The organism is Romboutsia sp. Marseille-P6047, from assembly GCF_900604535.1.
Lineage (GTDB): Bacteria > Bacillota > Clostridia > Peptostreptococcales > Peptostreptococcaceae > Romboutsia_E.
The window spans coordinates 176,602-195,967 of the sequence record NZ_UWOT01000006.1; the positions used below are offsets into that span (position 1 = coordinate 176,602).

General features: G+C 27.6%; 37 protein-coding genes. 8 read left to right on the forward strand and 29 right to left on the reverse strand.

The annotated features are described in order from the left end of the window. Positions 1 to 9: 9 nt before the first annotated feature. The 28 genes from EIH23_RS08430 to EIH23_RS16310 all read right to left on the reverse strand — a co-directional run bounded on the left by EIH23_RS08430 (position 10) and on the right by EIH23_RS16310 (position 12,527). Positions 10 to 1,695, reverse strand: coding sequence for a terminase large subunit (locus tag EIH23_RS08430; RefSeq protein ID WP_122639847.1), 1,686 nt, complete (start codon positions 1,693 to 1,695; stop codon positions 10 to 12). After that, on the reverse strand, positions 1,692 to 2,078 hold the full coding sequence (locus EIH23_RS08435; protein ID WP_122639848.1) for a hypothetical protein: 387 nt from the start codon (positions 2,076 to 2,078) through the stop codon (positions 1,692 to 1,694). The genes EIH23_RS08430 and EIH23_RS08435 overlap by 4 nt, the downstream gene beginning before the upstream one ends. 86 nt (positions 2,079 to 2,164) lie before the next feature. Beyond that, a complete protein-coding gene (locus EIH23_RS08440) occupies positions 2,165 to 2,467 on the reverse strand; it encodes an HNH endonuclease (protein WP_122639849.1) in 303 nt (100 codons plus the stop codon). A 232-nt stretch (positions 2,468 to 2,699) separates the two neighbouring features. Next, complete coding sequence (locus EIH23_RS08445) at positions 2,700 to 3,305, reverse strand: tyrosine-type recombinase/integrase (RefSeq protein ID WP_122639850.1); 606 nt, start codon at positions 3,303 to 3,305, stop codon at positions 2,700 to 2,702. Continuing rightward, a complete protein-coding gene (locus tag EIH23_RS16285; protein WP_122639851.1) occupies positions 3,250 to 3,441 on the reverse strand; it encodes a hypothetical protein in 192 nt (63 codons plus the stop codon). The genes EIH23_RS08445 and EIH23_RS16285 overlap by 56 nt, the downstream gene beginning before the upstream one ends. 232 nt (positions 3,442 to 3,673) lie before the next feature. Continuing rightward, positions 3,674 to 4,132: a sigma factor-like helix-turn-helix DNA-binding protein gene (locus tag EIH23_RS08450; RefSeq protein WP_122639852.1), complete on the reverse strand. Its 459-nt coding sequence runs from the start codon at positions 4,130 to 4,132 to the stop codon at positions 3,674 to 3,676. 4 nt (positions 4,133 to 4,136) lie between these two features. After that, the gene (locus EIH23_RS08455; protein ID WP_122639853.1) at positions 4,137 to 4,772 is read right to left on the reverse strand and encodes a DUF5651 domain-containing protein; all 636 of its coding nucleotides are present in this window, start codon (positions 4,770 to 4,772) and stop codon (positions 4,137 to 4,139) included. Between the two features lie 14 nt (positions 4,773 to 4,786). Continuing rightward, positions 4,787 to 5,047 carry a hypothetical protein gene (locus EIH23_RS08460; RefSeq protein WP_122639854.1) on the reverse strand — a complete coding sequence of 87 codons (261 nt, stop codon included), beginning with the start codon at positions 5,045 to 5,047 and terminating at the stop codon, positions 4,787 to 4,789. A gap of 20 nt (positions 5,048 to 5,067) precedes the next feature. Beyond that, a complete protein-coding gene (locus tag EIH23_RS16290) occupies positions 5,068 to 5,220 on the reverse strand; it encodes a hypothetical protein (RefSeq protein WP_164489019.1) in 153 nt (50 codons plus the stop codon). A gap of 93 nt (positions 5,221 to 5,313) precedes the next feature. Further along, complete coding sequence (locus EIH23_RS16295; protein ID WP_164489020.1) at positions 5,314 to 5,472, reverse strand: hypothetical protein; 159 nt, start codon at positions 5,470 to 5,472, stop codon at positions 5,314 to 5,316. A 22-nt stretch (positions 5,473 to 5,494) separates the two neighbouring features. Further along, on the reverse strand, positions 5,495 to 5,683 hold the full coding sequence (locus EIH23_RS08465; RefSeq protein ID WP_122639855.1) for a hypothetical protein: 189 nt from the start codon (positions 5,681 to 5,683) through the stop codon (positions 5,495 to 5,497). 19 nt (positions 5,684 to 5,702) lie between these two features. Further along, on the reverse strand, positions 5,703 to 6,134 hold the full coding sequence (locus tag EIH23_RS08470; protein WP_122639856.1) for a nucleoside 2-deoxyribosyltransferase domain-containing protein: 432 nt from the start codon (positions 6,132 to 6,134) through the stop codon (positions 5,703 to 5,705). Positions 6,135 to 6,155: 21 nt separating this feature from the next. Beyond that, positions 6,156 to 6,287 carry a hypothetical protein gene (locus EIH23_RS16730; RefSeq protein WP_279265837.1) on the reverse strand — a complete coding sequence of 44 codons (132 nt, stop codon included), beginning with the start codon at positions 6,285 to 6,287 and terminating at the stop codon, positions 6,156 to 6,158. A gap of 25 nt (positions 6,288 to 6,312) precedes the next feature. Next, on the reverse strand, positions 6,313 to 6,705 hold the full coding sequence (locus tag EIH23_RS08475) for a YopX family protein (RefSeq protein ID WP_122639857.1): 393 nt from the start codon (positions 6,703 to 6,705) through the stop codon (positions 6,313 to 6,315). A gap of 133 nt (positions 6,706 to 6,838) precedes the next feature. Continuing rightward, on the reverse strand, positions 6,839 to 7,051 hold the full coding sequence (locus EIH23_RS08480) for a hypothetical protein (RefSeq protein WP_122639858.1): 213 nt from the start codon (positions 7,049 to 7,051) through the stop codon (positions 6,839 to 6,841). A gap of 14 nt (positions 7,052 to 7,065) precedes the next feature. Then, complete coding sequence (locus EIH23_RS08485; RefSeq protein WP_122639859.1) at positions 7,066 to 7,476, reverse strand: YopX family protein; 411 nt, start codon at positions 7,474 to 7,476, stop codon at positions 7,066 to 7,068. 9 nt (positions 7,477 to 7,485) lie between these two features. Further along, positions 7,486 to 7,809: a hypothetical protein gene (locus EIH23_RS08490; RefSeq protein ID WP_122639860.1), complete on the reverse strand. Its 324-nt coding sequence runs from the start codon at positions 7,807 to 7,809 to the stop codon at positions 7,486 to 7,488. A 78-nt stretch (positions 7,810 to 7,887) separates the two neighbouring features. After that, positions 7,888 to 8,109, reverse strand: a complete 222-nt coding sequence (locus tag EIH23_RS08495) for a hypothetical protein (RefSeq protein WP_122639861.1) — start codon at positions 8,107 to 8,109, stop codon at positions 7,888 to 7,890. A 366-nt stretch (positions 8,110 to 8,475) separates the two neighbouring features. Continuing rightward, entirely contained in the window at positions 8,476 to 9,258 is a 783-nt protein-coding gene (locus EIH23_RS08500; RefSeq protein ID WP_164489021.1) for an NUMOD4 domain-containing protein, read from the reverse strand. A 112-nt stretch (positions 9,259 to 9,370) separates the two neighbouring features. Continuing rightward, positions 9,371 to 9,544 (reverse strand): hypothetical protein, encoded by a 174-nt coding sequence (locus tag EIH23_RS16300; RefSeq protein WP_164489022.1) that lies wholly within the window; start codon positions 9,542 to 9,544, stop codon positions 9,371 to 9,373. 1 nt (position 9,545) lies between these two features. Beyond that, a complete protein-coding gene (locus tag EIH23_RS16305) occupies positions 9,546 to 9,704 on the reverse strand; it encodes a hypothetical protein (protein WP_164489023.1) in 159 nt (52 codons plus the stop codon). Between the two features lie 82 nt (positions 9,705 to 9,786). Next, on the reverse strand, positions 9,787 to 10,158 hold the full coding sequence (locus EIH23_RS08505) for a hypothetical protein (RefSeq protein ID WP_122639863.1): 372 nt from the start codon (positions 10,156 to 10,158) through the stop codon (positions 9,787 to 9,789). 76 nt (positions 10,159 to 10,234) lie between these two features. After that, on the reverse strand, positions 10,235 to 10,615 hold the full coding sequence (locus EIH23_RS08510; RefSeq protein WP_122639864.1) for a single-stranded DNA-binding protein: 381 nt from the start codon (positions 10,613 to 10,615) through the stop codon (positions 10,235 to 10,237). Then, a complete protein-coding gene (locus EIH23_RS08515; protein WP_122639865.1) occupies positions 10,590 to 10,736 on the reverse strand; it encodes an aspartyl-phosphate phosphatase Spo0E family protein in 147 nt (48 codons plus the stop codon). The genes EIH23_RS08510 and EIH23_RS08515 overlap by 26 nt, the downstream gene beginning before the upstream one ends. Further along, complete coding sequence (locus tag EIH23_RS16735; protein ID WP_279265839.1) at positions 10,711 to 10,833, reverse strand: hypothetical protein; 123 nt, start codon at positions 10,831 to 10,833, stop codon at positions 10,711 to 10,713. Before EIH23_RS16735 ends, EIH23_RS08515 begins: the two co-directional genes overlap by 26 nt. A gap of 25 nt (positions 10,834 to 10,858) precedes the next feature. Beyond that, complete coding sequence (locus tag EIH23_RS08525) at positions 10,859 to 11,548, reverse strand: ATP-binding protein (protein ID WP_164489024.1); 690 nt, start codon at positions 11,546 to 11,548, stop codon at positions 10,859 to 10,861. Further along, positions 11,532 to 12,377 (reverse strand): phage replisome organizer N-terminal domain-containing protein, encoded by an 846-nt coding sequence (locus EIH23_RS08530; protein ID WP_122639868.1) that lies wholly within the window; start codon positions 12,375 to 12,377, stop codon positions 11,532 to 11,534. Before EIH23_RS08530 ends, EIH23_RS08525 begins: the two co-directional genes overlap by 17 nt. Positions 12,378 to 12,386: 9 nt before the next feature. Continuing rightward, the gene (locus EIH23_RS16310) at positions 12,387 to 12,527 is read right to left on the reverse strand and encodes a hypothetical protein (protein WP_164489025.1); all 141 of its coding nucleotides are present in this window, start codon (positions 12,525 to 12,527) and stop codon (positions 12,387 to 12,389) included. Positions 12,528 to 12,799: 272 nt separating this feature from the next. Here EIH23_RS16310 and EIH23_RS08535 point away from each other — a divergent pair, with 272 nt between their 5' ends. From EIH23_RS08535 to EIH23_RS08545, 3 genes are all read left to right on the forward strand, one after another. Then, positions 12,800 to 13,126 (forward strand): helix-turn-helix domain-containing protein, encoded by a 327-nt coding sequence (locus EIH23_RS08535; RefSeq protein ID WP_122639869.1) that lies wholly within the window; start codon positions 12,800 to 12,802, stop codon positions 13,124 to 13,126. Between the two features lie 334 nt (positions 13,127 to 13,460). Further along, the gene (locus EIH23_RS08540) at positions 13,461 to 13,688 is read left to right on the forward strand and encodes a helix-turn-helix domain-containing protein (RefSeq protein WP_122639870.1); all 228 of its coding nucleotides are present in this window, start codon (positions 13,461 to 13,463) and stop codon (positions 13,686 to 13,688) included. A gap of 394 nt (positions 13,689 to 14,082) precedes the next feature. Next, positions 14,083 to 15,006 carry a hypothetical protein gene (locus EIH23_RS08545; protein ID WP_122639871.1) on the forward strand — a complete coding sequence of 308 codons (924 nt, stop codon included), beginning with the start codon at positions 14,083 to 14,085 and terminating at the stop codon, positions 15,004 to 15,006. Positions 15,007 to 15,011: 5 nt separating this feature from the next. Here EIH23_RS08545 and EIH23_RS08550 read toward each other — a convergent pair whose 3' ends face one another. Further along, a complete protein-coding gene (locus EIH23_RS08550; protein WP_164489026.1) occupies positions 15,012 to 15,455 on the reverse strand; it encodes a nucleotide excision repair endonuclease in 444 nt (147 codons plus the stop codon). 247 nt (positions 15,456 to 15,702) lie between these two features. Between EIH23_RS08550 and EIH23_RS08555 the strand changes: the two genes are divergently transcribed. The 5 genes from EIH23_RS08555 to EIH23_RS08575 all read left to right on the forward strand — a co-directional run bounded on the left by EIH23_RS08555 (position 15,703) and on the right by EIH23_RS08575 (position 19,122). Beyond that, the gene (locus tag EIH23_RS08555; RefSeq protein WP_164489027.1) at positions 15,703 to 16,950 is read left to right on the forward strand and encodes an FtsK/SpoIIIE domain-containing protein; all 1,248 of its coding nucleotides are present in this window, start codon (positions 15,703 to 15,705) and stop codon (positions 16,948 to 16,950) included. A gap of 6 nt (positions 16,951 to 16,956) precedes the next feature. Then, a complete protein-coding gene (locus tag EIH23_RS08560; protein WP_122639874.1) occupies positions 16,957 to 17,523 on the forward strand; it encodes a replication-relaxation family protein in 567 nt (188 codons plus the stop codon). 107 nt (positions 17,524 to 17,630) lie between these two features. After that, positions 17,631 to 18,536 carry a ParM/StbA family protein gene (locus EIH23_RS08565; protein ID WP_122639875.1) on the forward strand — a complete coding sequence of 302 codons (906 nt, stop codon included), beginning with the start codon at positions 17,631 to 17,633 and terminating at the stop codon, positions 18,534 to 18,536. Then, positions 18,521 to 18,808, forward strand: coding sequence for a hypothetical protein (locus tag EIH23_RS08570; RefSeq protein ID WP_122639876.1), 288 nt, complete (start codon positions 18,521 to 18,523; stop codon positions 18,806 to 18,808). The genes EIH23_RS08565 and EIH23_RS08570 overlap by 16 nt, the downstream gene beginning before the upstream one ends. Before the next feature lie 110 nt (positions 18,809 to 18,918). Then, entirely contained in the window at positions 18,919 to 19,122 is a 204-nt protein-coding gene (locus EIH23_RS08575) for a hypothetical protein (protein WP_122639877.1), read from the forward strand. Positions 19,123 to 19,366 lie beyond the last annotated feature (244 nt).

Genomic DNA, 19,366 nt, shown 5'->3' on the forward strand with positions numbered 1-19,366 from the left:
ACCTCCTATCTAAATTATAGCTAGATACTCCGACATCTTATCTTTTAATACAACATAACCTATAATTAAACTGACAGCTCCATCTATACGTTTTCTACTATCAACACCTTTTATAGGTTGAATGTTCCCGTTTATATCAGTTTTTATCTCTGTATTAGATAAACACCATTTATCTATAGGATTATTATTGTATATAACTCTATGAGCCATTAAATCCGCTCTTAGCTCTTTCATAGGAGATGATAAAGTAAGAACTCCTTGTCTAACTTTAATCATTGCTTCTTTCCCAAATTCATTTTCATATGCCTGTAATAAACTATCATCAACATGCCAAGGATCATATCCTATCCAAGGAATATAAATATCATATTCATCTCTAATTTCTTTAAACCACTCTAACATATGAAATTTATTAACCTTATTACCAGGACATACTCTTAATAATCCTTGCTTTTCCCATAACTTATAAGGAACTCCGTCAGCTTCCTTATTATCTTCCAAATTATTAAGTTTTCCTTCTGGAATAAAGTACATTGACATTGCATAGATGTTTTCATCATTAGGTCTCATGCATAAAACTTTTGCACTTGCTAAGTCTGTAGTTTCTGCCAAGTCAAAACATCCTATTCCATACCTGAATCCCATATCTTTTATATTAAACTTAGTTTCATTATTAAGTTCATCCCATCTAAGCCATGCACTAGATGAGTTTTCCTTCATGTTAAAATCTTTAACCATAACTGTAGCCTTAAATGATGGATCATTTTTAGCCTTATTAACAAAATCTCTTAAATCTTGTATATTCTTTATTGTTCCTAATCCAGGATTAGCTTTTATCCAACGCTCCTCTTTATCCCATTCATCTTTATCATCTAACTCATAGATAAATGGTAAAAAAGTCTCATCAACTACTTTATCTGGATCATTGCTTGTATATCCATCTAAAACTTTACAAGCATAATCATACTGAGCATCAAATATAGATTCTCTAACAAATCCATTTGTAGTTATACAAAATAATAAAGGTTGTCTCCTTGCAGTCATTGACTGTTTCATTAGGTCATATAAATCTCTATTCTTAATAGCTGCCAACTCATCTATAGTTATCATGTGTCCATTAAGTCCATCAAGACCATTAGAATTAGATGCTAATGCTTTTATAAATGATAAAGTTGGATTAAAGAATAAGTCAGATTTTCTTTTTCTTATATGCTTACTAAGTAAAGGAGACTGTTTCACCATGTTATGAATCTCCATGAAACACTTTTGAGCCTGTTCTAGTTTAGTAGCAACACAATAATTTTCTGCTGCTCCTTCTCCATCTCCTATAAGCATATAAAGATTTACTGCAGCAAGTTCTGTAGTCTTTCCATTCTTACGACCTTCTATAGTTAAGCTTTCTTTATATTTTCTAAGCCCTGTGTCCTTATGTACAAACCCAAATATCGCTTGAAATTTTGCCTTCTGAAATAATTCTAATTTTAAAGTTGTACCCATAGCTCCTTGAGCTTGTTTACAAAATGTTTCTATAAACTCAATAGGCTTAAGGCTCAATTCTAAATCAAATATATAATCACCTTTAGGATTATATATATCATCAACTAATTTAGCATATACTTGCCTTATTCTTTGGCAAGCAACTATTTCACCAGATAGAATTTTTTGATAGTATTCTTCTATATACGTACCTGTCATTTTTTAATCTTCCCTTTTGATAAAAAGGCTAATAGTTCATCTGCTTCTTCTTTTTTCTCTTCTTCTGGTAAAAGATCTATAAGCTGTTTCATTACTCTAGAATATCTTTGCATAAAGGTTGTATATATTTTAACTTGAGGTCTTTCTCTATCAAAACTTTGGGATCCCTGCTCAAATATTTCAGTTAAACCATTAGTTAATAAATCTTCTCGCATTTCTTCAAGTGATATTTTCATGAATGCTGCTTCTTGAATTAACCCTTCTAGGACCTTAACCTTTTCTTTTGGAAAATCTTTATATATTTTTTTAAGTCTATTTATTTCAGTTTTAATCTTTTTTTCTTTTTCTAATTTCTGTAATAATTGTTCATTTTTGATTTTCATTTTACCCCTCCCTAATTTTGAAAATTTCATGTGGAGGAAAATATAGGTCCACTCCGACGGTCTCCTATGAGCCTTTATAAAAAAAATTATAGGGGGGTCTCAATAGGAACCAATTCCCCATTCTCATTGAATGTATATTCATCTTTTGTTGCGTTTACTTTCCTATGTATCGCTACATGACAGTTTCTACAAAGTAATACTAGATTATCTTCTCCTAATGTTATCTCTGGATTATCTATGTTCTTAGGACTTAACCATGTAACATGATGTACTTCTTCTCCAGGTTCTCCACATTTGTTACATAGCCCATGATACTTATTGAATATATATTCTCTGCATTGTTTCCATGCTTTACTTTTATAAAACTTTCTACTAAATTCTCGAGCCATACTCCACCTCATTTAGTGTTTTAAAACTGTACTAAAAAAGCCTAATATTTATACGAATATTATTATTTGTAATCCAGTTATCGTCTGTGTTTGTACCTTTTGAATCAATGGTTTTCTTAGGGAATACCATATTCATTTTGTAATTTTTCTTCTTATATATATCTTCATTTTGTAACCTTGAATAAATAATCACCAAATTATAAGACATTCAAATGTAAAAAATAAAAAAATATCATCTAATTAGTCTTCTTAATGCTTGACTATATTGATGATACTTATCGTTATCTAATCCTAAATATAATTTTGTTTCTTCTATAGAGCTATGTCCTAACATTTCCTTTACTGCTATAATGTCACATCCATTTTCCATATATACTGTGTATGCATATGTTTTTCTCATGCTATGTGCCGTTATATCATCCATATCAAAATATTCTGCTGCTTCTTTTAATACTGCTGTTACTCTATCTACTTTAATATGACTTTTGCCTTTCCTAGAAGGAAACATGTATTCATAATCTTTTTTATTTTTTATATATCTTTTTAACTCTTTTTCAACTTCTGGTAATATTTCAGCTGAACGTGGCTTTCTATTTCTTTCTCTTATATTTTTGCTATTTTTCTTCTTACCTTCCATAATTTCGAATTTCCCACGTCTCAACGCTTCTTTTACATCTCTAACCTTTAATTCAACTAAATCTCCAGCTCTATACCCTGTTGTTATTCCTAATATAAAAAGTATATAGTTTCTTTCACTTTTATACCTTAAATAATCCTGGATATCAAAAACCCTTTTTATATCTTTTATTGGTCTTGAAGGTCTTTTTACTTTTTTCATTTTTAAAGCATTTTGAACCTCCTTTCTTCTTATCAAAATTAGGTTTCTTTCTCATTTCTTTGTCAATCTCTCTTAAGTGTCTATCTTCTAATTCATGGATCATACTAATTTCGCTTGCATCTTTCCATACTTTCATAGAACTTCTCCTTAAACGGCAAAATACCATCCCTGGAGTTGAGATGGTATTTTTATTCACTTTGACTTTTTTAATTTTGCTAATTTTTGTCGATAATGTCTATAGCCTAATACGTTGTTGAAATATTAATTTTTGTTCTAACTTTTATATCTTTCTACTCTACAATAGTAACACTGTTTTTATAACAAGTGCTTAACTACTTTTTAACATTTTCATAACACTTTCATAACATTTATGCAATTTCAATGCTCCCGTACTGATATTCTGCTATTTTTTTTATAGCAGAGTCATGCCATCTTTTAATTGTCATGTGTGAGTAGTGCATATCTTTTGCAATCTTTTCATAAGAATTACGCTTGCACTCAACAGATAAATATCGTCTATTTATTACTTCATATTCATTGTCATTTAATACATTTAAAGATGCCTTATATTTATTTAATCTATAATTAATATAATCTAAATTACTTTCTAAAGTGTTAAGTCTGGTTTCATCTCTTGCTAATATATCATCTAATGTAACTACATCACTCGATCTTGATGTTAGGCTAAATCCTGATGATTTATATGAGTTTAACTTTTCTTTTAGTACTTTTATTTCAAGTTCCCAAGATCTAACTTTACTTAAATCTTTTTTTAGTTTTTCAAGTTCCTTTTCTACTTTTTTTATATAAACTAATTCAATACTCATAAGATCACCTTCTAGTCTTAAAATTATATTCTATTATTTCATCTTCTTCATCATATCTATTTTTTTGCTTTCTCTGCTTTCTCTTGCTTTTTTGTTCTGCTCTCAACCTTTTTTCTTCTTCTAGTCTTTTTAGATTTTCTTGCCTTTGTTCTTCCTTTTCTTTAGATAAGAAACAATATGGACAGTTCTTTTCCCTATCTGCTCGCGGCATTAAACAATCTTCAAATATATCATATAGGCTACAAGTAGCAAAGCTGTCGGTACAATCTTCACAAACTGCTTTCATTGCAAGTAATGCCACCTTTTTAAATTTACTTCTTCCTATTTTAACTATTTCTAATTCTTTTTCATAAGTTCCCATAACTCTTTGTTTCATCCATTCATCTACAAATATTATAGGCTTCTCTGATGCTTTAATAGTTCTCTTGGAAAGTTTTTCTTGTTCTTTATTATCTAATCTATCCCTAACTCCTGTCAGAAACTTTTGAGCGTATGTAATTGAGGTTCTAAGATACTTTGCCTCATTCTTGGTCATATTACTTCTACTTGTCCAGCTTTCAACGATCTTCTCACTTGTATCTGCTAAGTGATATACAAATAATATATCTAGCATTTCATTAGAATTTAAATATTTTTTCATGTGTTATTCCACCATTAAATTATTTTTATTCTGCCTTCATATTTTTTATATACATGTTCCATTTCTTCCGTAAACTCTTTTTTAAGCTCTTCTTCCTCTAAAACGTTAAATTTATTAAATGTCTTCTTAAACTTATTTTCATATTTTGCTCTTAACCTAAGTAGTATCATATCTCCTTGAGCATGAATTTCTGAATTTATAAAAATAAAATTATGTAAAACAGATAGATCCCTTATGCTATCTGAGTATACTTCTCCAATTTTAACTATTTCCATATTGTTTCACCTTATTAAAATTATTGTTTTAATTGTTCGACTATTAATCTGTATCCATTAAATTCAAACATCTCTTGAATAGTTTCAGTCATGGCTTTGTAATCTTCTCCAAATACATCCATTAGGTCTGTTTTATTTTCTATTAATTTATCTATAACTTCTATTGGATTCATATAAAATCTACTTTTTTCGTTTAAATACCAGTCATGGTGCAAGGTGTAGTCTGCTGGTATTGGTTAGGTGCTACACTACCTAAAATATGTTTTTTATTTACTTAAACATCTCAATTTATATCTCTTTGATTGAACTTTTAAGTCATGTCTTTTATGAAAAAGCTTATAACTTTCAAACTTCATTCTTGTAGATATCACTTCATGTCTATTTCCGTCTTTATCTTTAATCGAACTTATCAGTCTATGAACCATTAATCTCCACCACCTAATCTAATTAAATATTATTCAGCCAATCCCCATGCTCTTTTTCTAACCACTTAATATAGCCATTTTGAGCATTAATTACCGCTAAAGCTTCATCTAGCATTTGAGGACTAACATAATCATCATTTTCCATGTGTGCATATAATTTTTCTTTACATTTTTTTATATCATTTCTATAATCTAAAGGTCTTTTTTTCATCACTAAAAACTCCTCTTTTCTACGCATTTAAGTATTCTGCAACATCTTCTAATGTTCTAAAATACTTTCCTCCATTTTTTCTCACCATCTTACCCACTTGCTCCAAAGACTTTAATTGTCCTTTGTTAAAGTATATATGTGTTGATGTTCCAATTGCTGTCGTATAATTCAATGCTGGGTTTACATCTTCTTTTAAGACACAAAATACTGTTCTTTCTGGCCTTTTATTACTATCATCAACTACTTCTGCTATGCTATATACTCCTGTCATTCTAGGGGTTATTACATATAAGCAATAATCACATGTTTCTCTTTGTCTTATTTCTTCTTTCATGCGCTCCTCTGTCCAATCATCTACAACTGGATTAAAATAATCTATCTCTAATAACTCTATTAATTCTTCTCTCCAAGTACTTCCATTACAAGTTCCACCTAAAAATACTTTTTTCATAATCTCCTCCTCTTAAAATAATTATTCATATTTAATATAGTATGCTATTTTTTCAGAAATACATAGATAGCAATCTTTGCCTATGCAATCTAGGTTTTTGCCATTACATTTTATAATATCATATATAAATCTTATTATTTCTTGTTTATTCATAACTTCTCCTCTTAAACCCTATCTTTCAACCTAATAACTCTGGATTTTCAAATTTATTTCCTATAACCTCATATTCATTTTCAAGAAGATTGGCAAAGGGTATTTGAGTTCCTTTGGTCATACCCTCTATTCCCCACATTCCGTACTTAATTCTTACTTCTCTGATTATTGTTCCTACGATACTATGTGAATATTTAATAATATCACCTTCACATATTTCTTTCCCGTTCTTATCTTTAAGACCTGTGTATTGACCTATTGAATCTTCTTCAACCAAATAGTCTCCATATGGACTTAATAAATGAACTGAACTCGTTCCATCTGTATAATTGATTTTTGATACTCCATACCCATTAGTAATCCATTGAGAACCTATTAGTTTTTCTTTTGAATATCCTCTAAACTTTATTTCTCTCATAATCTCCACCACCTATTTTCTAACATTAATCTGATTCATTTTAACTCTAGCAACTTTTCCTGGTCCTTTATTATCATATGAGAATAGAGTTATAATACTCTACCCTTATAAACTAAAATTATTGTTTTGTTTGCTACTCTTCTGTAGCTTCTAAATATTCTTCTTCTGATATTTCAATTATTTCAACATCATTTGAATACTTAGTCACATAGAATTTATTTTTTGCTATTTCAACCGGGTTATCGTATTTATCATTAACAGCTATATGCATATAACCCTCTGAACCTTCTCCACCGAATAATTCATCATTTAATACTTTGAAATAATACTTATACCTCTTACCCATAGAAAGCCTCCCTTTTAACCTAATAACTCCGAATTCTCATATATATTTCCTATTACCTTTATATCATCAAAAGAGCATTCCTCTAAGAAATGTACGTTACCATTTTCAAATTTAAGTTTTCGAATCTTAAATGAACCCTTATTATAAAGAACTTCAAATTTACCATAAGTCCCGTAATCTAAAATATCACCTTCATAAATCTCTTTTCCGTTCTTATCTTTTAATCCTGTATATTGCATTAATACTAAATCTTCATCTTCAGTTGGTAAAAACAATCCCATTTGTATATTCGTTGATTCTGGAACTTTTACTTTTAACTTTTCATTGCATATATCTACCATTTCCGCTGTAGCTATTTGTAACATATCATAATCAAACATGATATTAAACGACTTGCTATACGCTCTAAATTTAATTTTTCTCATAGTACCCTCCTATAGTATATCTGTTAGAACATCTTCAATTTCATCTAAAATATCTTCAACTTCATATCCATCATCTTCTAGAATCGTCTCTATTAAAAATGTGTTATTAAGTCTTTTATATATCATTTTTGCTATGTTTTTGTGGTCATATCCTTTAACTTTTATATCATCTATTTTGACTATTTTCCCGCTTCCTGCACCATTTACTAGATGTAAAAATCCTGTACTATCTAAGAATCCCTTATCACCTTTTTTAACAGTTTTGACCTTATCACTAACTATCGTATTTATTTTAAAATCATTTTTTACTATTATCTCTTGTCCTATTTTCATAATCTCCACCACCTAAATACTTTTTTTGCACTGGATCATATTGTTAGCTTCAACAGTATGATCCTTATATATTTTTATTTATTTTTCATCTTCCTCGATATTTATTGAAATACAAGCAATCTCACTTTTAATAAAGTAATGAATACTATTTCCCCCCTCCATACAAAACGCATTTTCATTTGAAGTTATAAATCTAGAAAATTTATTATGTAATTCTTTTTTATTTTTAACATCTTCCCATATATGCTTACTCGAATGAACATATCCATTTTTAAAAACTATTTTTAATGTAAATTTCATAATCTCCACCTTCTATTTAAATTCATCACCTGTTGCATAAAAATAACTTTTATCTTTATATCTAAGTTTTCTTTCAAATTCTTTGCTAGTACTTATAACTAATAAATCTTTTATTTCTTCATCTTGTTCCTCAAATACCTCTAACGCTGCATCCCTTGTAACTGTTATATTAAACTCATGATCTTTCTCTATGATGCTTCTTAGAAGTTCTGTTGCAACATAAAACTTATCTTGTATCTCTTTATTTTTAAATTCTTGATTCTTAGGAAACTCTATAATATTTCCTAAAAGTTTTAATTGCTCCGTTTTAATAAATTAAAACTCCTCTTTTCTTTACTATCGGACCAAATAATATGGCCCGATAAATTATTGTTCATATTCAAATATATATTTTCCACCAACTATATTAGTTTTCCATACTTTATTTAGACTATCTGATACAGCTTGTTTACTAACTGGTAAATTAGCTTCTACATGCCTTGTTGACTTAAAGTAATCTATTATATCCCCTGTCTCTGCATCTATTGCTACTATAATTCTTCCTCCTTTAGACTTATGAGCAGTTTTCTTCGCAAGATCTTCTCTATCTAAAAATTCTAAATTTGCATGATAGTTGTCATATACTAATCCATTTTTATGATATACAACTAAGTCCTCAAACTTTTTATTCTTATATTTAATCGGCTTGCTTTCACTAGTAAATCCATATCCATCATAAAATATTTCTACAAAGTGATAAGCTACTATCCTACTAACAGAGTATTCCTTATAAACTTCTTTAAATTTAACTTTTATAAACTGCTTATTTTTATTTACATTAACTTTTCTTGTTTGATAATAAGGCATTATAAACTTTCCATTTGGAGAGTTCTTGTATATTCGCTTAAACCTTCCATAATTACTAACTAAGAATTTATCATCAGAACCTTCTATAACCTTCCATACCTCATTTTTGAATACTTCTTTCTCATATAACTTTTTTAGTTCCTTTACATCTACACTTTCATCTACGATATACCACTTCTTTACTTTTTCTAAAGTGTTAATATCTCTACTTAAATCAATTTCTTTTTTCTTTAATAATTTTGATATTTTCTCTAACGTTGTTTCTGTTTTTAAGTTGTATCTAGCATCATACAAATATAACAACGTACTCACCCCTCCAAACTAAACCTACCTTTTATCCCCATAAATTAATCCTAGTGCAACTAAGTAGATACTTAGTATTGATTAATATATTTAGTTATTTTCTACGAGGAATTTATTTTCTATCTATATCTTTTAAATATACTTCAAGTTCTTTTTTACTTAATTTATATTTCTTAACTTCATTGCAATATTCACTTTTATATGTACCTTTTAATGTTGTTCTTGCATGTCCCCAATTTGATAAATTAGGATTATCTTGTGTAATAAAATTTTCTGTTAACTTCATATTACTCTCCCAAATCTAAGTTTAAAGGTGTAAAAGTATGAGACCCACATTTGCATGTATAGTTCCCATCTACTGAATCTATATATATCTCATACTTTTCTATTCCACAATACCCACATCTAAGTTTTAAACATTCGAATAAATTAACTAAATTATCCATCTATTTCCCCTCTTTATTAAAAAAATTTACAATCCCTGTGTAAATAATCAATATCACAAATATAATTACTCCTGTAATTTGATTATTGTCCATATGCCATCTTCCTCATTTTATAGTCTAAAATACTAGATTCACATTTCTTTTTAACTCTTATCTTTTTAGTTCTTTTAGCTATTCTTTCTAATCTATTTATTTCTTTATCTGCATCACAATGTAATAAATTTTTCAAAATAAATACTTGTTTTTTTAGTTCTTTGACTTGTTTTTCTAAATCTTCAATGATCTTGCTATGCTCTTCGTTTATTTCTTCTATCTCTGCTAGTAAATTTTCTTTTTCTAAATTTAAGCTATTAATCTCAACCTCTTTACACGCTCTTAATGTTTTATAATCTTTATTAAGTTTATTTTTAATTTCTTCTACTTCTTTTTCACTGTAAAATCCTAAAAAACTCATTTTTCTACTCCTTTATTTATTTTTCTCTACTGGGTAATTCCTGGAGATATTATTATTCTTCAGATACTTATATTCACTATAAAAACGGAATGTCTGTATCATCTATTTCATCGAACTCTTTCTTATTCTCATTAATTTTATTTCTGTTATCTAAGAATGTACAATTTTTAGCAGCAACTTTTGTAAATGACATAATCTTATTATCTTTTGTATAATTATCTACTCTTAATGATCCACTAAGAGATACTAAGCTCCCCTTTACTAAGTGCTGAGCGCATGCCTCAGCTTTTTTCCCCATAATTTCAACTGGTATAAAATCTGTTTCTCTTGAACCATCATTCTTTATATAATCTCGATCAACAGCAACAGTAAAACTTGCTACTGCAGTTCCTGTTCCTGGTATGTATCTAAGTTCCGGTTGTTTTGTTAATCTACCTACAATTGATATATTGTTCATTTAATCTTCTCCTTTGCTCTTTCGCTATGTATATATCTAACTCCATACTCATTTTTAATGTATTTTGAGTTAACCCCTCTTTCTCAAAAGCTTTTTCAAGTTCTTTTCTTAACTTCTCCATGTTCTCCCCTCAACATTTCTGATGCTTTATTGAATGCATCTAATTTATTTATACTTTTATTGCTATTTAAGATATCCTCTGAGCGATTCTTTACCATCTCAGCCTTTTCTAAAATCGTCAATCTATCCAAATATTCTATAGTTAAGTTCTCTGCCTTTAAATTCATGTCTATATCCTCTCGACATCTCAATTATTCTGCTTGCTAATGCTTCATCTAAATCTAATAACTGATTTACGCTTAATTCTGTTGTTATAATCATTGATTTTTTATTATCGTATCTAAAATTCACAATATCGTATATTATTCTTAATTCAGCTCTAGCCCTTGAGTAATCTCCTTTTTCAAAACCTTTGAATAAGTCATCTATAAACAGTACTGTTGTATTTCTATACTCACTAATTTTCTTATTATAAAAATCAGTATCAGTCATGTTAAACTTAAGTTCATTTATATCTTTGGTATAGCTCATATACTTAACTGAATACTTTTCTAAAAGTTTATTACAAGTTGCTATTGCTAAATGTGTCTTCCCACTTCCAACTTGCCCCTGGAGTAGTAGAGACTTTTCTTTATTAAAATCAGTGATATACTTTATGCAAATATTTCTTGCGCTATTTCTTGCATCATTATCTACTTTATAAGTTTTAAATGTATTAGTTTTAACCCTATCAGCTATTCCACTTTTTTCTAATCTTTCTTTTGCTAAAGTAATTTCTCTACATTCACAAAATTTAACTGCTTCGGTTCCATCTTCATTTATAATTGTGTACCCTTTATCATTGCACTTATTGCATTTATAATTCGATTCCAAGTTCTGCAGCTGCCCTGATTGTTTCTTCTGTTGATAATCCTCCCTCAACTTTTGAATCCAAGTGTTTTGCATAGTCTTGATACTTTCCATCTTTCTCTCCTATAGATTTACTTTTTTTAAACTTTCTTTTATGATCTTCTGCTTCTAAAAGAGTTTTTATATTACTGCTTAACCAATTATTGATTATTCCTTTTATGTAATTAAAATTTCTATTTCCACTTCCAACTGCTATATCAATAGCTCTTATAATCAGATTATCATCTACACCATCTTCAATATAAGATACTAATTCTTGATAGTGATAAGGAGTTAAAAGTACTCCTACTTTTTGAGCATATTTAAAACAATTTACAACAACATTATCTTTATCTGTATCTTGTTCTATCTCTTTCTCTATCTCTTTCTCTATCTCTTTCTCTATCGGACATTGTCCAGACAACCTAGGGACATTGTCCTTTTTTTGTCTTTGTAACCTTTTCTTTTCGGCCCATTTTGTTTCTGATCCTACCATATTTTGTAATTGAGTTATAAATATTTCTCCATTTTCTAAAATTTGAATTAATCCTATTTTAGTTAAAATATCCATTGCAACTCTTACAGTGTCCATATCTGTGTTCGTAATTTTTGCTAAAGTCTTTGCATCATATGGAACTAGCATACTTCCAACATTTCTTATTAATAACCCATTTGATTTTAAAGATTTTAGACATAGCTTTAAGTAAAATAAGCAATAATCTTTTCCTTTTTCTTGTTCTTCAAGCCATGCTATTGCATCTTCTTCAAAGAAGTCTTCTTTTAACTTTAGCCAATAATACTTCTTATTTGACATTCTTATTTACTATTCTCCTTTTTCCATCTTTTCTGTAAGTCCTTCTATCTTTCCGTAAATTCTATTAAATTTAACTGGATCTTTTTCTCTAAGAATTTTTGCAAGTTCTACAAACCTTTTTATATCTTCTTTTCTTTCTTTATTCGTCATATTCCCTCCATTTATCGCCTTGTAATATTTTTTTATTACAATATAATAGTATTATACCTGCCAATTTTTTGCAATAGTTTTTTATCGCATTTCAATATTTTTTATTTATAGGCTATGTATTTATTTGTCGAATTTTAGAATATAGCAAGAGTTTTTTACTATTTTTAATTGCATTGCGATTTTTTTTATATTATACTTAACTTAAATAAAATCAAAATAGAATATAAAATATATAATATTTTAATAATTTTTGATGAAATGAGGTTGCTATAATGAATTATAGATTAAGAGAATTAAGAAAATTAAAGAACTTATCTCAAAAAGAGTTCGGCGAAAAAATCAATATAAGTCAAAGTCAAATAGCCTCTTATGAAAATGGAGCAAGAAATATTCCAAATCGAGTTATCAAGGATATTTCTAAAGTATATAGAGTTAATGAATCATGGCTTATCGCTGGTGAAGGAGATATGTTTATTGATATTATTGATGAGTTAGATATAGATGATCCAGAGTTACGTGAACTTGCTTGTTTATATGAAAAACTTGATGATTCAATGAAAAAAAATATAATGGATACTTTGAGGCTATTAACAAAATAAAAAAGAGAAGATTGGTAATCAATCTTCTCTTTTTTTATCTTTAAGTATCTTATTTACTATTTTTTTGTAATTTTTATAATCCTTTTTTTTTAATTTGCTCATTAGCAGTAAAAAATATTCGGTACTTAAATTCATTAATTATTCCTCCCTGTAACTATGTAGATATATTCTACACAATAGAACATCTATTCTATTTTATATTACCTTTTTACTATTTATCTTGCAACCCTCTAATCATTTTAGACGTTTTTCGTCTCGAAGGTCAATAGATTACAATATATGGTAAAAATATACTAAAATATTAATTATAAAAATATATTTTAGTAGGTGTATAATGTTTAATAAAAGATTAAAAGAGCTACGAAAAAAACATAAACTTACTCAAGTTGAATTAGCTAAAGTATTTAATATAACCCAAAGAGCGTTATCTAGATTAGAAAATGGTGAGACTGCAGCTACTGAAGATATAATAAATAAAACTGCTGACTATTTTGGTGTAAGCTCTGACTACCTATTAGGTAGAACTAATATAAAAAATATATATCTGTATTTAAAAAAGTAACACTAGATCTAGTTTATATAAACTATTAGTGTTACTTTTTATTGTATAAAATTTTTAATTATATAACTTACCGTATTAGTTTGCACACATAACCTCATTTTTTATTTGACATTTTTTACATTTAGTTTTATTATTGAATTAAAATTAAACATAAAAAAAGCCTACTGCTTAACTAAGAGCGCAAACTCGAAGTTAAAGCACTAAATGATATGAACCAGATATCAAGTAGTTTTTAGTAGACTTATTTTATATACTTATTAATTTATGTAATAATATTAGCATAATTATGTTAGTATTTCAACTATATAGATTAAATTTGTGTATTTAAATTTGTCCTTTAAGCCTTGATATGAAAAGTATCAAGGTTTTTTTAATTATAAGGGGGAAATAATATATGAAATACACAATCGAAGGATTTAATCAGAAAAATGCAATTACATTAGGTCTTAATGCAGAAGATCTTGTTTTACTTAGATGGTTTGTAGATTTTAAAAATACAGCTGATATGAAAAAGAAATATATAAAACAAGTAAATGATATGGGTTATTGGATAAGTTATAGTTACTTAATACAAGAACTGCCAATACTATTTACAACACACCCTAAATATACTATTTCAGATTATGATGAGCTTTCAAGCGTTGAAAAAATCGAACTAGATAAAAAGTATACAAAGGCATGTAAGCAAAAAATTAAAAGAATGCTTAGCGGAAGCCTTTCTAAAGTACTACTTAGAAATAAATCTACTGAGAGAGATGATAAAGGTAGAGTAAAAAGTGAAATATATGTGCATATAAATCCAGTAGTTTTTAAGATGCTAATAAGTGATGATATAACCGTGGTACAAAAATGTACTACGGACACCGTGGTACAAAAATGTACTACGGACACCGTGGTACAAAAATGTACTATAGATTCTTCTACTATTAATACTTATTCTTCTACTACACATAATAAGCAAAAATCAAAAGATTTTAGCTGTAGTGAAGATAAAGAAAAGCATATAAATATAAAACTAATAGAAGAAAGAACTCATTTAATTATCAATTCAAAAAACAAGGAAAATAAATGTAAAAAATTTAATTCCTCTAGGTTAGAAAAAGCAATAGATATATTTTTAAAAGAAAAAGGAGAATATTTTTCTTTGTTAGAAAAAATTTATAATGATGATAAGAATTTTTATAGTAGATCTGATGTTAACGAAAGCATATTTATTCCTAAAAATAGAGCTCATAATGTAAATAATACTTTTTCTAAATATACACCTGATGAATTAGAAAAATTGCTTATGGATAGTCAAAAAGAAAAATTCAATTAAATGCCTTATCTAAAATATATAACTGTGACTATCGCTATAGATACAACTGCTATAGAGTAAAAAATTATATTTTGCTTAAGAGTTAGCTTTTTATGTACATGATCTTTCGGAGATAATGATGGATGAACTATTCTAAATGTTTTCCAATTAGTACTTATCTCCTTAAGATTTACATTTTTAGTAGATGTGGCTTTGTACGTTTTATTTAACTTATTATACTTAGGTCTGTATTTGTTTATATAGTAAGTTTCTAGTAATAGTGCATTTAACTCACTATCAACTTTTATATATTCCATCTTCCAAACAGAGTTATAACATTCTTTTGGAAGATGGCCGCCTTTATTAAAATGTTGACCAAACCTTCTATCTAGATTATTGGTTTTGCCAACGTAAATTATTTTTTTATTTTTATCGATAAATCTATATACATATGATTTTTGATTTAGCATTAATATACACCCCTTTAAAATTATTTTGGGCATTAAATAGGAATGTTATACAAGTTAGTAGAATAAATTATAGTGTACGTTCAAAGTGTGCGTTCAGAGGTAACACTTTTAGATTTAAATTAGATATTGTACGTTCGTAAATAATAAGCTATTTAGGCATTTATAAGAACGTACACCCCGTTTAACTTTAATACCTATAGTTTATATACCTCTAATGCTCATTATTTATTATATAAGGGGGATTATTATGAGTAGCGAGAATATTTTAGAGCCTTTAGTTGACTGTATATTTGATGTAGCAAAAGTATCAAAAAAGTTATTGTATGAGTTATTAGATATAAAAGAACAATTTAATATTGAGACATTTTTTAAGACTGTCGAATTAAAGAATAAAAAGGATCAATACCCAAAGCAAATAAAAATTTATTCAAGCGATAAAGGTTATATTTATTTAATGTCAGCACCAATAGGTTTAGGATTATCAAATTTTTTAAAATGCAAAGAATCACTTGAACTTCAATTGAGACACAAAATAGATATAAGGGAGCGTAAGGGATATATAGAGATTGAGGTTATAACAAAAGAATTGAACTATAATATACCATACAAACTACCAATAAAAGAAAAGACAGAAGGTATTAAATTCCCTATAGGAGAAAGTCTTAATGAAAAGGTAATATTAGACCTTAAAGAAGATCCGCATACTTATATTGTTGGTACAACTGGTTCTGGTAAATCTGTATGTACTAAGTCAATATTAACAAGTGTATCAAATTTATATGGTCCTGGTGAATTAGAATTATATCTATGTGATTTAAAAAGAGTTGAGTTAAATTTATTTTCTAAATTAAAGCATACCAAGAAATTTGTATATACAGTCGAAGATACAACAGAAGTTATCGCAGATCTGTTAGAAGAAACAAATAATAGATATGATTTATTTATGAAAAATAACGTAACAAGTATATTTGAATACAATAGACTTCCAGGAGTTAAGAAACTAAAGTACCAAATACTTTATGTAGAAGAAATTGTTCTACTATTAGAGGATAAAAGGAAAACAGCTATGAAATTATTAAAGCAACTTATAGCTATCTCTAGAGCTAGTGGGTGCTATGTATTTCTTACAACCCAAAGACCCTCAAATGACGTAATAGACAATGTTGTGAAGGCGAACATAAACAACAGAATTGTATTTAAATGTGAAGATAGTAAGAATAGTATAGTTGCATTGGATCAAGAAGGTGCAGATAAATTAAGAGGTAAAGGACATGGACTTATTAAAAGAGGGTCTTATATAGTTGAGTTTCAATCATTTTTTATAACAGATCAACAAGTAAAGGAACTGACTAGAAAATATATATCAAATATAAAAGCCGTAAAAGAGCCGTATAGCGGTTATAAGCACTTAAATAATAAAGTAGATAGTAATAAAAAAGAAAAGCCTTTAAAAACGAATATATTAGAAGATTTGAGTTTTTTAGACAATATATAAAATATTATGAAAAAAATTATTATTACAGATAGAGATAAAGAAATTATACAATTTTTAAAGGATTTTAAAGTTGCTACTACTACTACTATTTCAGATTTATATTTTAATTCAAGTGTTAGACCATGTCAAAGACGATTAAAGTATTTATCCGAACATGGATATATAAGATCATACCAAGAGAATGTAATCACAGAAAAAATACATTATGTTAGAAAAAAGCCAATTAACTTAAAACATGCATTAATACTCTCACAATTCATATCAAAGTTAAAAGTTAATAATATAAATTTATTAAAATATAAAGTTCCCTATAAATTAGAAAATATAATAGCAGATGCATTTATAGCTATAAATGTTAATGGACAAAACAAAATCTATTTTGTAGAAGTTGAAAATAGAAAAAAATTCGATTTAGATAAATATGAAAAACTTTACTATAGCCGAAAGTGGAAAGATGTATTCCCTGTGTTTCCAGATATCATTGTTGTAAGCAATAAACATGTCTCAAAGCATACTAATTTTAATATTATAAATATAAAATTAGACTTAAATAATTTAGAAAAATTAATATAGTTACAAAATTACGGAAAATTTTGTAATAAATATATTTACAGATGCGAAAATATAGTGTATATTATAAATATGAGTTACAAAATAACTAACAATTTTGGAGGAGAAAAATGGTTGAAATAGTAAGTATTGATGTAGGAAATATAACTACTATAGGATTTACAAATGATAATCATAAGATTATTGAAAGTAGAATAAAGGAGTACACAAATATAAATGAACTTGGCTCAAATGATGTAATAGAGTTTGAAGGTAAAAAATATGTTGTTGAGCAAGGGGAATTTGAAAATAATTTAGTTAAACATGAAAAAGAAAACTTCTTGCCACTAATGTTTTATACAATAGCAAAAGTTACGGAAGAAGATCATGTAAATCTTGTTATAGGTATACCAGCAGGACAGTACAATGACAGAAAGGATGAACTAAAGGAATTTATAAAAGAAAATAATTTTAGAAAAATATCTATAAATGATAATAAAAGACAAATATATATAGATAACGTATTAGTAGTTCCAGAATCATATGGATTAAAGGCTAATGGAGTTATGGCTCAATGTGAAAAGGGGCTTGATACATTAGTAGTTGATATCGGTGGAGGTACTACTGATATAGCAGAATTCAATGAGAGTTATAACTTCATAGGTGGAGAGTCAATTAAGTATGGGTTATTAGACTTATATAGGGTTGCTAGAAAGGCACTAAGCAATAAGCCGTATAATCTAGATATAACTTTAGCAGATGCAAAAAAATACTTTGATGGCGATAAAGATTTATTAAATAAAGATACATCTTACAAAAATGAAATTATGCTACAAAGTATAAAGACAATAGTAAATGAGTTAAGAGGTTTATATCCAAACTTATCAAATACAAATATAATCCTTACAGGTGGTGGTGCTGAGAAAGTATATCCAACCTTTAAGAAATTATATCCTCAAACTATACCAGTAACTGATATAAAATCTAATGCTAAAGGATTTTATAAAATAGGAGTGAAAAAATGGCAAGAGAAATAAGAGTAACTTTTACGGATAAAGAGGAGGATCTTTATAATTACATTGTAAGTAAAAGTTCTAAAACAGCATTTTTGAAAGACTTAGCTAGTGTAGAAAAGAAAAGAGAAGAAAATTATATTAATTCATCTCTAGAAAATCACTTAGATGAAATAGCAAATAAATTAATTAATAAAATAGGAGTTATTGAAACTTCAAATGATAATGATAAGGACAATGAAAATAAAACGCCTAATGTAGAATATGATTTTGATATTGAGGATTTAGATTTATAAAAATAAAAAAAGAGACACAACCCGAAGGTGTATGCCCCATACTTCGCAACTATGAGTATACACCATTCGGTTATTAAATTCAACAATAAAATAAGGACGGTGTATTTTTTATGGAAAATTTAATAGTAAAATCAATTTTAGTGTTAGAAAAATTTGAAAAGGATAATGGTAAAATGGGAACTTTAATTGCTTTATTAATTTTAGCTATAGTAACTATTACTGCAATAGTAATTATTGGACTAACATTTAAATGCTGGTTAAGCATAGTTGAATATATATTCCCTAAACTATTTAATGGTTGGACATTAAGATAGTGGAATATTATGTTATACGTTTAAAGGTAATACTAAGTTATTTATTAGTATTACTTTTAGCGATATTAATAAATCAAATAAAGCAGATTAAAAAAACATAAAAATACAAATAACATAAAATTTATTATTTTATGTCGATATTGAAATTTAAACATTATATATGATTTTAGAACTGACATTACCAGTACATAACGATATCAACAGGGTTACTAACATAAATTAGCAAGTTATCAACATATTACTT